This is a genomic window from Pseudohongiella sp., assembly GCF_040877505.1.
GTDB lineage: Bacteria > Pseudomonadota > Gammaproteobacteria > Pseudomonadales > Pseudohongiellaceae > Pseudohongiella.
The window spans coordinates 25,618-38,417 of the sequence record NZ_JBBDNQ010000008.1; the positions used below are offsets into that span (position 1 = coordinate 25,618).

The 12,800-nt window shown below is 56.5% G+C and carries 8 protein-coding genes and 2 pseudogenes; all 10 read right to left on the reverse strand.

Annotated elements, in window-relative coordinates; genetic code table 11:
• Positions 1 to 365 precede the first annotated feature (365 nt).
• The 10 genes and pseudogenes from WD071_RS02685 to gmk all read right to left on the reverse strand — a co-directional run bounded on the left by WD071_RS02685 (position 366) and on the right by gmk (position 12,672).
• Positions 366 to 1,304, reverse strand: coding sequence for a hypothetical protein (locus WD071_RS02685; protein ID WP_368046772.1), 939 nt, complete (start codon positions 1,302 to 1,304; stop codon positions 366 to 368).
• A 201-nt stretch (positions 1,305 to 1,505) separates the two neighbouring features.
• Complete coding sequence (locus tag WD071_RS02690) at positions 1,506 to 2,156, reverse strand: TorF family putative porin (RefSeq protein ID WP_368046773.1); 651 nt, start codon at positions 2,154 to 2,156, stop codon at positions 1,506 to 1,508.
• A gap of 382 nt (positions 2,157 to 2,538) precedes the next feature.
• The gene (locus tag WD071_RS02695) at positions 2,539 to 4,413 is read right to left on the reverse strand and encodes a DUF885 family protein (RefSeq protein ID WP_368046774.1); all 1,875 of its coding nucleotides are present in this window, start codon (positions 4,411 to 4,413) and stop codon (positions 2,539 to 2,541) included.
• Positions 4,414 to 4,567: 154 nt separating this feature from the next.
• Entirely contained in the window at positions 4,568 to 5,458 is an 891-nt protein-coding gene (ubiA, locus tag WD071_RS02700) for a 4-hydroxybenzoate octaprenyltransferase (protein WP_368046891.1), read from the reverse strand.
• Positions 5,459 to 5,490: 32 nt separating this feature from the next.
• A complete protein-coding gene (locus WD071_RS02705) occupies positions 5,491 to 6,774 on the reverse strand; it encodes an HDOD domain-containing protein (protein WP_368046775.1) in 1,284 nt (427 codons plus the stop codon).
• Positions 6,767 to 8,857 (reverse strand): ATP-dependent DNA helicase RecG, encoded by a 2,091-nt coding sequence (recG, locus tag WD071_RS02710; protein WP_368046776.1) that lies wholly within the window; start codon positions 8,855 to 8,857, stop codon positions 6,767 to 6,769. The genes WD071_RS02705 and recG overlap by 8 nt, the downstream gene beginning before the upstream one ends.
• 11 nt (positions 8,858 to 8,868) lie before the next feature.
• Complete coding sequence (locus WD071_RS02715) at positions 8,869 to 9,264, reverse strand: RidA family protein (RefSeq protein ID WP_368046777.1); 396 nt, start codon at positions 9,262 to 9,264, stop codon at positions 8,869 to 8,871.
• A 116-nt stretch (positions 9,265 to 9,380) separates the two neighbouring features.
• Positions 9,381 to 11,507 (reverse strand): annotated as a pseudogene (spoT, locus tag WD071_RS02720) (bifunctional GTP diphosphokinase/guanosine-3',5'-bis pyrophosphate 3'-pyrophosphohydrolase); the annotation flags it as partial.
• A 148-nt stretch (positions 11,508 to 11,655) separates the two neighbouring features.
• Positions 11,656 to 11,847, reverse strand: a pseudogene (gene rpoZ / locus WD071_RS02725) (DNA-directed RNA polymerase subunit omega); the annotation flags it as partial.
• A 207-nt stretch (positions 11,848 to 12,054) separates the two neighbouring features.
• A complete protein-coding gene (gmk, locus tag WD071_RS02730; RefSeq protein ID WP_368046779.1) occupies positions 12,055 to 12,672 on the reverse strand; it encodes a guanylate kinase in 618 nt (205 codons plus the stop codon).
• Between the last annotated feature and the right edge of the window lie 128 nt (positions 12,673 to 12,800).

A 12,800-nucleotide genomic window follows, 5' to 3' on the forward strand; every position in this document is an offset into this window, starting at 1 on the left:
CAATATGCGCCTCCACCAGCGCAATGAGTGCCTCCGGGAGTTGCCGTCACGCCAGGAGGCGTGCCTGGACCGGGTGATCGGGCCCTATGAGGAGTACGAGCGAGAGCTCAAAGTACTCCCGGCAACTCGATGAGTCTTGCGATTTTGCGTGCCCGGAAATTGGACAATCGGCTGCCCCGGCAGGTAGCATTACCTTGTCCTTAACATTCCCGCGACCGGGCACTCAGCGCCCCGACCCATCCCGATGCTGCTGAAGACTACATCAAGACAGTGGGCGCCGTTGAGGCGATATCCGGCCCTGACGGCATGGCCTTAGCATGCAGCCAGTTTGTGCAGAGTACATAAAACGCAATACACCGGCGCCATCAATCCAGCACTGACACTTCAAACACCGCTTCATAACCCTCATCTTCGCTGCTGACCAGGCGCAATGTGCCCAGCAACAATTGATTATTCTCTTCCCGTGTCCATGCGCTCAGCGCCACCCGGTTACCGGTGATCTGTCCATCAGGCAACCAGTCCTGGTCTGCCAGTTGCCCGGCAAAAAAGTCATACACCTCTGGCAGCGACCACGCGATGGCGAAATTAATCTTTGATTCAACCTGATCACTTGATCCGGACACAAAAGCGGGCATGCGCGGGGATTGTGTGGCGGCTTCCTCCGGCAATATCAGACGGGGCATGCTGCTGTGCAGAGAGTGCAGGCCTGTCGATGCGCTTAAGAATGCCGGGCTCCCGCGGTTGGCAGCCTGCGCAGCCATATTGGCACATGAGTAGCCGCCGCGACTATTCTCAGGTATTGCCGTCATATTGATGAATGTGCGATCAGCATCCGAGTGTTGTCGCAGATAGACGAGGCCCTGCATATCGTGGCAAAGCTGCGCCGGTACGCTTGGGATTTGCGGGTTCGCGGACACAAAGCCGGTCTGTGGCATGGCTGCTCCCATCGGTCGTAACAGCAGAAAACCGCCCTGCTCCAGCGAGTCAATCAATGCTTCGCGCTGTTGCTGACCATCACCGTCGCTGACCAGAATCACTTGTTGATTGTGCCCCTGATCGACACTGCCAAGAACCATGGCGCCGTCGGGCAAAGTAAACGCGGGGAAGTCGTCAGGAACGTCCGAGTATATGCCTACCTCCATCGTTGTCCCTGCGCCGCTCAATAAGACCTTGGCAAGATCAATGGGGATGGTGTCAATGAATTCGGTATCGGCGGCGACGGTTGTTGTTGCCAGGCCGATGGATATGAAGGCTGCCATCTTGAGAAGCATTGCTGAGGCTGGACGGGCAAGGGTCTTGGGCATATCCATCTCTCCTGATATCTGTCCTGATATCTCGCCGTTGTTACTCATACGGGTGATGCATGTGAAATAGTTACGCCAATGTCAGTCAAAAATCAAGTGCCGGACGCTTTTAGGTACGGAATCAAAAACGACAGATATAAAAAAAGGCTCCCGAAGGAGCCTTTTCATCACACTACAGATGTGGGTCTGCAGATATGGGTATTACCAGGATTTGCCGATTGAGAACACAATGGCTTCGCCTGTGGTCGGGCGGCCGCTGGAACCGACTTCGTCAGACAGCTCTTCGCTGTTGATGATGCCTGCGATGCCCATATCGAAGTCCGCGAAGCTGAAGCCATAACCCACTTCCAGGTACTCGCCGTCGAATTCGTCACCCCAGATACCGACTGTGCCGTACAGACCTGATTCACCAGTAATGGTCAGATCCAGGAAGTCGTAATCTTCCGATGCACCGAAACCTTCCCACTCACCCACGGAGTAGCCCAGGCTGAACATGCCGTAGCCCAGACCAAAATTTATTTCCTGATAAGTGTCGTCAAATTCACCGGTGTAGAAGTAGCCGGTGTAGCCAATGCTGGCTGACAGGCCAGAATCGGTTTCGATGCCATATCCAAAATAACCATCGACTTCCAGGCCATCGCCCACGTCGGCTGCCCAGCTACCCGCGTAAAAACCTTCTGATTCGAAGTCGATACCAGCGCTGGCAGAGGAGTTTTTCTGCAGAACACCGCGGAAGTAGTACTCAGATGCATAACCGATATTGTAAGACACTTCTGCTGATGCGCTTGTGGAAGCTACCAGTGCGCTTGATGCCAGTGCCAAACCTGCTGCGAGTTGGGTCAATCGTTTCATATGTTTTCTCCAAGATAAATCCGTGCTTGATAGTAAGCAGTCCTGCGTTATTTTGTCGTTTTCGAAAGTAGTGACTTTCTTGCTGAATGGTTCTGCAAAGAGCGGGCCAATATTGCAAGGTGCCCGAATGACGTAGTTTTGAGCGCTATACGTAGGTCGCACGCCAGGCGGAATGCACTAAAATAGTGCGTCATTTTGGGTGCTGCACAAGTATGCGCCACAATGAGGCAGATGGTGTGTCAGGCAGGTGAATAGCAGGTCATGGGAATAAATCGGGAATGGTTCTGGCAGGTTTCCGGAAGATGTGCGGATTGCCACTCCGCCAGTCTATCTGCTCATGCGAACATGGGCAGATAGACTGGCAGGGACAGGGTCAGATGTTTCAGCGCGCTTTCACGTCCTCTATCCACTGATTCACCCGTCTTTCCAGCAGATGCAGGGGCATGGCGCCACCGAGCAACACGGTATCGTGGAATTCACGAATATCGAAGTCCTCACCCAGCGCCTCACGAGCATTTGCACGCAGCTCAAGCATCTTGATCATGCCAATCTTGTAGGATGTGGCCTGCGCCGGCATCACGATGTAGCGCTGTACCTCGGTGGTGATGGCAGTCAGCGGCACAGACGAGTTAGCGGCAAAATAATCGATGGCTTCCTGCTCGGTCCAGCCTTTGGAATGCAGGCCGGTGTCTACTACCAGGCGGATGGCGCGCCACATTTCCGAGGTCAGGCGACCAAACTGGGAATAAGGGTCCTCATAGGTATCGGGCATCTCGCTGGCCAGGTATTCGGAGTACAGCCCCCAGCCTTCGGAGTAGGCGGTAAAGCCGGCCTGGGTGCGGAAGCGCGGCATGTTCTCCAGTTCCTGCGCGATGGAGATCTGCATGTGATGACCGGGCAGGCCTTCGTGATAGGCAATCACTTCCATCTCGGACTTGGGCATGGCGTTCATGTCTGACAAATGCGCGTAATACACGCCGGGACGTGAGCCATCGGGAGTGCCAGGGTAGTAATGTTGCGGCGCACCATCCTGTTCACGGAAAGCCTCGACCCGACGCACAACCAGGTCGGCCTGCGGCAGCGTGGCGAAGTAATTGGGCAGTTGCGCCTTGATATTTTCGATGGCAGCGGTGGCATCATCAATGTAGGCCTGACGACCTTCATCGTTATTGGGGTAATAGAAGCGTTCGTCATCGCGCGTCTCACGCAACATGACAAAGAACTCCTGCAGCGAACCGTCAAAGCCGGTGCTGTCCTTGACCGCTTCCATTTCGCTGCGCAGACGTGCGACGTCGGCCAGACCGATTTCGTGGATCTCATCGGCGGTCAGGTCGGTGGTGGTCTGATTGGCCAGTCGGAATTGATAATAAGCCTCGCCATTGGGTTGTGACACCAGACCGGTCGACACCTCTGGCACTTTGTCCATTTCTCCTTCTGCCCAGGCAATGATTCGCTCAAACGCGGGACCGAAGTCCTGTGTCAGTGCAGACTCGGTGCGCTCAAGCAGGGCATCGGCATCGGGTTGTTCCAGCTGACCAGCTTCCACCAGCGTGGCCATATTGTTCTTGGCGGCAGCCCAGATGGCAGAATCGTCACCGTCGGTAAACGGTGCGCCGGTAATGACATTCTGTGATTGATCAATGACCTTTTCCAGCGCAAACCCGGGTGTGATCACACCACGCTCGGCGGAAGTCTCTGCACGCTCAATCAGTTGATCCAGCGCCCGCGCCGATTCCGACAGACGGGAGACAAATGCCTCATAATCCGTGACGTCCTCGACATTGTGGAAGCTGATCAGAAAAGTGGGCAGAAAGCCCTGGGCGCCATTCATTTGCTCAAAGACCAGGCCGTTGTACTGAAATTCTGCAGCGCGCGCCGCCTGTTCGTACTGGTAGGTCCAGATATCCCACGAAGTCTGGGCTTCCAGAGTCAGGGCGTCGTAGTCAAACTCACGTTGCATTTCCTCTACGCTTTGGCGCATCCATTCCACTTGTGCGTCTTCAGCTTCGACGGACATGTCATCAATTTCGCCGTAACGGTCCTTTATCCCCTGAAATGTCATGCCAATGGGGCTGAACTGAAGCTGTTCTTCGTATTTGGCGTCAAACCAGGCATTGAGGCGCTCGGTTTCGGTTTGTGTTTCGGCCTGGCTCGCCGTTTCGGCGGGAGGCGTCTCTGGTGCTGCCGGGGGCGCCGGGGGTTCGCCGCAGGCGCCCAGAGTCAGTAAAAACAGTAAAGCGAACAGTGTTTTGTTCATAGTTAAAAATCCAGGTAGTAGCTTAAGAAAAGCAGCATGAGAAAAGTAGCTTGAAAAATTGAGGTAGTCGCGATGGCGACTGCTGAGACAAGTATCGCGCAGTCAGCAGGTTAGCGCAATTGCGCCGTGGGGTGCAGCCAGTCTGACGGCGGGGCTAGACCCCGAACACGACCCCGACAAAAACAGCCAGTCCTACCCAGTGGTTATTGAGGAAGGCTTTGAAACAGGCATCGGCTTCCCGGGTGCGAATCAACCATTGTTGATAGATCAGCAGGCCGGCAGCCACCAGTAAACCCAGATAGTAAACACCGGACAGTTGAAACTGACCACCGGCCAGAAACAAAGCAAACAGGAACATACCCTGCAGCGCACCGATCATCACCCGGTCAGCATCACCAAACAGAATGGCTGTGGATTTGACGCCAATTTTAAGGTCGTACTCGCGATCCACCATGGCGTACTGTGTGTCATAAGCCACGGTCCACAGACAATTGGCGGCATACAGTACCCACGCGGTTGCGGGTGGCAGCTGGCCCGTTTGCGCGGTAAATGTCATCAGAATGCCCCAGGAAAACGCCATGCCAAGCACCAGCTGTGGCAGATGTGTGTAGCGTTTCATGAAGGGATACAGGGCGGTGAGGACAACCGCGCCGAGAGACATCCAGATGGTCAGCAAGTTGGTGAACAGCAACAACGAGAACGCGACCAGGCAAAGCCCCAGAAAACAGAGCATGGCCTCTTTGCGGGTGATCTGACCCGTGACGATTGCGCGATTTTCAGTGCGTAGCACGTCGCCGTCAATATGGCTGTCAGCAAAGTCATTAATGCAGCAACCGGCAGAGCGCATCAGCAAGGTACCCAGTGCAAAAATCACCAGCAGATGCCAGTGTGGCCAGCCTTCGGCCGCCAGCCAAAGCGCGCTCAGTGTTGGCCACAATAACAACAGGGTGCCGATGGGCTTGTTCAGGCGGGTCAGCAAGATAAACGCCGGCAGACGCGCGTGAACCCGGGGTAAATACTTTTGCAACTGATCGTTAATGAACATTGTCGGTCGCATGCGTTGGTCCCGGCCCTGGTTCAGATCGACATCTGATCAGCGATCAGGGTGATGTCTGCCGACAACACCAGTTTATCGATCAGCGCCTCGCAGCGTTCGCGATCCAGGCCGCAGCGCTCGAACATCTCGTCGCTGACCGTTTCTGGTGGGGCGTCGCCGATTCCGTGTTGACGGAACAGGCGCATGGCAATGTAGATCAGATTGGCATAGATAGCATGGGGACCGGTGTAGTCGGCATCCTGCTGGTAGCGCAGGGCGGTAGAGACTTCCTCAGGCATATTCCAGGACTGCATCAACCAGGCACTGATCTGTTCGCGGCTGATACCGATCAGGTGCTTCTCGATGGCAACGTGGCTGATCTGGGGGTTGGCTTCAGCGTAGCGACAAATGGTGGAGAAATGCTCGGGAAAGGTGTGTGCGAGCACCAGATAACCAAAATTATGCAGCAGGCCGGACAGGTAGATCATGCCCTGGCGCGGCCGCTTGCTGCCCGGTACCATGCGGGCCATAGCTTCAACAGCGGTAGAGCAATAGACTGCCTGCAGCCAGTATGGCGTAAAACCGGCGCTCTGATCTTTTGGCACTTCAACGGTTTTACCCAGTATCAGACCGATGGCCAGATTGCTCACCAGGTCAAAACCCAACACCCGGACAATAGCGTCCTGCACTGAACGGATTTTGCCCGGGGCGGCGTAATAGGGCGATGACGCCCAGCTGACGACCTGCGCAGCCAGGCTGGGATCGGCTTCTACTATGCTGGTCAGCTCGGACACCGAGGCGTTGGGGTTCGCGCGCAATGCCATGATGCGATCAGCAGTCGCCGACAGCGGCGGAATCTCCAGCGTTTCATCCAGGCGCTGACGAATGCGCAGGGAGGTGAAGTGGCGTATGGAATCGCTGATCTGCTGGGAGTCCTGCTCTGCTTCAGGCAAGTCCTGTTGCAAGTCGTCAGCGGCAATGGTGAAGGCCAGGTGACGAATACTGACTTCACGCGCGTGCAAGGTCTCCCGCAGCGCAGACAATGTCAGCCCGTTTTCATCCACGGCCAGTGAATCGTCTGCACTCAGGCTGCTGTCAATGAAGGTCGGCAGGACAAAAAAGTCCCGGCACTCTGCCAGCGGCTGCAATCGGCGACTGCGGCTGGCGCTGACGATTTCCTGCTGAGTGATGGGCACCAGTTCACGGTCTGTCACACTCAGCAGGGTGCGTAAATCCAGAAGTGAGTCGGTAGGCAGAATACATTGCACCAGATTGCGATCGTCCTTAAACAGGACGCTGCGCACTGCAGGTTTATAATCAGACATTGCCGTAAAGTTCCCGGTCGCCGAGCCAGCGGTTTACCAGCGCGTCGATATGTGAAGGATAGTCATGTTCAATTGCTTCTGCGGCCGATTTTACCGGATCAAGCAAGGCAGCGTCACGCGACAATTCGGCAATTCTGAAACTCATCAGACCGGTTTGCCGGGTTCCGAGTACCTGCCCGGGGCCGCGAATGGCCAGATCCTGCTCGGCGATGTAAAAACCGTCGTTGCTGTCGCGCATGATGCCCAGGCGCTGCTTGCCCAGCTGCGACAAGGGCGTCTGGTACAGCAACAGGCAATGACTGGCTTTGGCACCTCTGCCAACCCGGCCGCGCAATTGGTGTAACTGCGCCAGACCCAGGCGTTCGGGGTTCTCGATGATCATCAGGCTGGCATTGGGCACGTCAACACCGACTTCAATAACCGTGGTGGCGACCAGCAAATGCAGTTCCCCCTGTTTAAATTGAGTCATGACAGCACTTTTATCGGCGGGTTTCATGCGGCCATGCACCAGGCCGATGTTCAGGTCCGGCAGTTGCGTCTGTAATGCTGCCAGTGTGGCCTCTGCTGCCTGGCACTGCAAGGCTTCTGACTCCTCTATCAACGTGCACACCCAGTAGGCCTGATTGCCCTGCAGGCAGGCTTGATGGATACGGTCAATAACCTCATCGCGGCGTTCGTTGGAGATGATGACGGTGTTGACCGGCGTGCGCCCCGGTGGCAGTTCATCAAGCACGCTGCAATCCAGATCGGCGTAGGCGCTCATGGCCAGCGTGCGCGGGATGGGTGTTGCCGTCATGACCAGTTGGTGTGGAATGGTCTGGCCGGTATTGCCTTTTTCCCGCAACGCGAGCCGCTGATGTACACCAAACCGGTGCTGTTCGTCGATGATAATGAGCCCCAGCCGATTGAAGTTGACTTCGTCCTGAAACAGCGCGTGGGTGCCGACGGCAATCTTGCAGCTGCCATCTTGCAGGGCCTGCAGAGTCTGCTGGCGCAGGCGGCCTTTGACTTTGCCGCTGAGCCAGCCGGGTTGCAGCCCCAGAGGCGCCAGCCATTGGGTGAAATTTACATGATGTTGTTCAGCCAGAATCTCTGTGGGCGCCATGATCACCGCCTGGTATCCGCTGTCGACGGCCTGCAGTGCGGCCAGGGCAGCGACCACCGTTTTGCCGGAGCCAACGTCACCCTGCAACAGCCGCAGCATGGGCTGGCCGAGCGTCAGGTCGTGGCTGATTTCCCGGCATACCCGGGTTTGTGCGCCGGTCAGCGCAAATGGCAGTTGTTGCAGGAAGGTCTGGCCCAGACCATTGCGGGCGGTCATCACCGGGGCCTGAAACTGGGCGGACTGCTGGCGCAGGCGGCGCAGGCACAGGCGGTGGCTGAGCAATTCTTCAAACGCCAGACGCTGCTGTGCCGGATGCTCTCCGTTGAGTAGCTGGGTCACGGGCGCCTGCACTGGCGGGTAGTGCAGATACTGCAGTGCGTCGCCCAGGCTCGGATAGGAGAAGCGTTGCAGAATGTCGGCAGGAATCCAGTCAGGCAGACTTTGTGGTGACTGCAGAAATCCCAGCGCCTGATCAATCAGCTTGCGCAGGCGGGTTTGCTGCAGACCCTCGGTGGCGGGGTAAATGGGTGTCAGCCGGTCAGCGACCGGGGCGACTTCGCCGGGCTTGAGTACCTGGTATTCCGGATGGTAAATCTCGTAGCCGGTTTTACCGCTGCGAATTTCGCCGTAACAGCGCAACACATTGCCGGGGGCCAACATCTTTTTCTGCGCTGCGCTGAAGTGGAAAAAACGCAGGCTGATGATGCCACCGGCATCCTTGATTTTGCACACCAGGCTGCGGCGTCGGCCGAAGTCCACCTCACAGCTGAGAATCTCTGCCTCCAGCATGACGTCGTCGCCAAGCCGCACCCTGCCGATGGAGGCGATTCGCGTGCGGTCCTGATAGCGTAGCGGCAAATGAAACAGCAGGTCTTGCACGGTATGCAGATGCAGCGTGGCCAGTCGCTCGGCCAGCCGCGCTGCAACGCCGTTGAGCCGGGTCACCGGGATGTCGCTCACAGCCACCTGATCTGACACGGTGGCGGGGTTCAAGCCGTAGCGGGCAATATCATGATGGCGTCGATTTCGACCTGTACGCCGCGCGGCAAGGCTGATACTTCGATGGTGGCGCGCGCCGGATAAGGCGTCTGGAAATACTGTTGCATGGTGGTATTTACCACGGCGAAATTAGCCAGGTCGGTCATGTAGATAGTCAATTTGACGCAGTCATCCAGGGTACCTCCTGCCTCGGTGGCCACCGCCACCAGATTGTCCAGTACCTGGCGGGCCTGCGCCTCGATGTCGCCCTCAACCACCTCCATGGATACCGGATCAAGTGGAATCTGTCCGGACAGAAATACCATGTTGCCGCTTTTGATGGCCTGGGAATACGGGCCGATGGCAGAGGGGGCGCGGTCGGTCGAGATAGCTTGTTTGTCGGCCATGATAGGGTCCTTGTCAAATGTGCGATTGGGTTCTGGTTGGTGACTGCTTACATTCAATGATGGCGCCTTAAAACATCAGGTGCAATACCGCCTTTAATGGGTTTGAGCAGCTTTCGGCTCTTTACCCGCGCGACCCGCGTCACCGGTTTGATCTGGCGCACGTGTTTCATTACCCGCGCCAGGTGAATACGATTGCGCACGTTAAGCAGCAGGTTGACGATGCTGAAACGGGCATCACGCTCCACAGTGCTGATACGTTCGATATTGGCTTCCTTGCTGGTGATGGCAGTAGCCAGCTTGGCAATGATACCGCGTTCATTTTCCAGCTCGACGCGAATTTCCACAGCGAACTCGCCTTCCACGTCCGGATCCCAGCGCACCGGGAAAACCTTCTCCGGCTGCTGCCGGATTTCCGCAATGTTGTTACAGGTTTCAGTGTGGATGACCATGCCGCGGCCGGAGCTGATATGGCCAACGATGGGGTCGCCCGGAATCGGGTAACAGCATTTGGCATAACTCATCACCATGCCTTCGGAACCACGAATGGCCAGCGACGCCTGTTTGGAGTCTTTGCTGATGGCCTTGGGCAGGGGCTCCCGGGTATCTTCCGGGAACATTTTCTGCGCCACGATATGTGCCATGCGATTGCCCAGACCAATGTCGCTTAGCAGGGTGTCCAGTTCACTGACGTTAAGCTGCGCCAGCAATTGCTGCATCTGTTCGGCATCGAGTTTTTCCAGCTGCGCGCCATGGCCGGCCAGCGATTTGTTGAGCAGGCGCCGACCCAGGGCAATGGATTCAGATTCGCGTTGATTCTTCAGGTAATGGCGTATGTTGCTGCGCGCCTTGCCGGTGACCACAAAGCTGAGCCAGGCCGGATTGGGCTGGGCGCCGGGCGTGGTGATGATCTCCACAGTCTGGCCGCTTTCCAGCGGCTCACTTAGCGGTGCCAGGCGCCGACTGATACGGCAGGCAACACAACTGTTGCCAACGTCGGTATGCACGGCGTAGGCAAAATCGACGGCGGTCGAGCCGGCGGGCAACTCCAGGATGCGACCTTTGGGCGTGAACACGTAGATCTCGTCCGGGAACAGATCAATCTTGACGTTTTCAATAAATTCGAGGGAGTTGCCGGCATTTTGCTGCATTTCCAGCAATCCGTTGACCCATTGACGCGCCCGGATGTGCGCGTTGCTGGGCGTGTCATCAGAGGATTTGTACAGCCAGTGTGCGGCGATGCCGTTGTTGGCCATGGCTTCCATCTCTTCGGTGCGGATCTGTATTTCGATGGGCACACCGTGCATGCCGAACAGGGTTGTATGCAGGGACTGGTAGCCGTTGGCCTTGGGAATGGCGATATAATCCTTGAAACGGCCGGGAACGGGTTTAAAAAGATTATGAACAGCGCCTAACACTCGGTAACAGGTGTCTACCGAATCGACCACAATGCGAAAAGCATACACATCCATGATTTCCGAGAAGGATTTGCGCTTGGTGCGCATCTTTTCGTAGATGCTGTACAGGTGTTTTTCCCGGCCGATGGTGCGTCCGGGCAGGCCTTCGCGCTCCATGCAGGCTTCGATGGCGCTTTGCACCTGTTTGACAATTTCCTTGCGGTTGCCGCGGATGGCTTTGACGGCGGCATTAATGCGTCGTGCGCGCATGGGGTAAAGGGCGTCAAAACCCAGTTCTTCGAACTCTACGCGAACGGCGTTCATGCCCAGGCGGGCAGCGATTGGCGAGTAAATATCCAGCGTTTCCCTGGCGATGCGACGGCGTTTTTCCGGGCTCAGCACATCCAGGGTGCGCATATTGTGTAGACGGTCAGCCAGCTTCACCAGAATAACGCGCAAATCGCGGGCCATGGCCAGCGCCATCTTCTGGAAGTTTTCGGCCTGAGCCTCAGCATGGCTGCTGAAGGTAATCTTGTTGAGCTTGCTGACGCCGTCGACCATGTCGGCAACGGTTTCACCAAACTGACTTTTGACGGCGGTTTTACTGACGCCCGTGTCTTCAATGACATCATGCAGCATGGCAGCCATCAGGCTTTGATGGTCCATGTGCATTTCACTGAGGATATTGGCCACGGCCAGCGGGTGGGTGACGTAAGGTTCGCCGCTGCGGCGGAACTGACCATCGTGGGCCTGTTCCGCGTAAAAATAGGCGCGGCGGACACTGTTCACCTGATCGGATGCCAGGTAGCCGGAAAGGCTGTTGGCAAGAGAGTCGATTGTTAATGTCACCAGCCGACTCCTTTAGTGCTTACTCGTCTTCTGACAGTGGCTCTTCTGCAGGTTCTGCGTCAGAGTCTGCCACGATAGCGCCCATCATGGCAGCCGTGGCATCCAGTTCGGCTTCTGCCATTTCGCGGGCGGGTGCGGGGCGTGCTTTCAGGATGCTGACGTCTACCAGGCCTTCCGCGATTTCGCGCAGTGCGATCACGGTCGGTTTGTCATTGTCTTCAGGAACCAGGGCGTCTTTGCCACCGGTTTGCAGTTGACGTGCGCGTTTGCTGGAGATCATCACCAGTTGAAAGCGATTGTCTACCTTGTCCAGACAATCTTCTACGGTAATACGTGCCATATAAAACCTGCCTTCTTGTTGATCCAAAATTTGTTGCTGAAATTCAGTTACGCCGTTATTTGACGAATCGCTGGCGGAGACATCAGGCCGACGAACATCGGTGCGTATAACAGAGGACCGGCTATGATACTGAATTTATACACAGCTTGCATGCAAATTCAGTGAAACAGCCGGAAAAGCTTCAGTCATGCTGTTGAAAAACGATGATCAGGCTAACAAGTCCTGCAGCAACAGCCCGTTATTGCGCAGTTGCTGCTCGCGCTCCAGGCGGGCGGCACGCACGATGGCGCGCAGATCGTCCAGGGCCGAGTCAAACTGGTCATTGATCACCAGATAGTCAGCTTCACCGTAATGCGAGATTTCGTTTTTGGCCAGCTGCATGCGGCCGGCAATGGTCGCTTCATCGTCCTGGCCGCGGCCGGTCAGGCGCTCCTGCAGCGTGGCCAGCGAAGGTGGCAGGATAAAGATGCTTTTCACCGGTTTGATCAGCTTGCGCACCTGCCCGGCGCCTTGCCAGTCGATTTCCAGGATCACATCCATGCCCTGGTCCAACTGTTCCTGCACCCAGGCCCGCGAGGTGCCGTACAGATTGCCGAATACCTCGGCGGACTCCAAGAAGTCTCCTGTCTCACGCATGGTCGTGAACTGGTCGCGGGACACAAAGTGATAATTGACCCCATGCTCTTCCCCCGGTCGCATGGTCCGGGTGGTATGGGAGACTGATACGCACAGCGCCTTGTCACCGTCGGCCAGCAGGGCGTTGACCAGACTGGTTTTACCGGCGCCCGAGGGTGCGGAGATTGTATAGAGAGTGCCTCGAGCCATAATAACGCGGGTGCTTTGCTGGTTGAAGGGATGCGGGCAGAACTATAGTCAATCCTGTCACGGGTGTCCACCGGAAGCCCGGATATCAATCGATAAACGGTTGTTTCTGAATACAACAAGGTTGACGT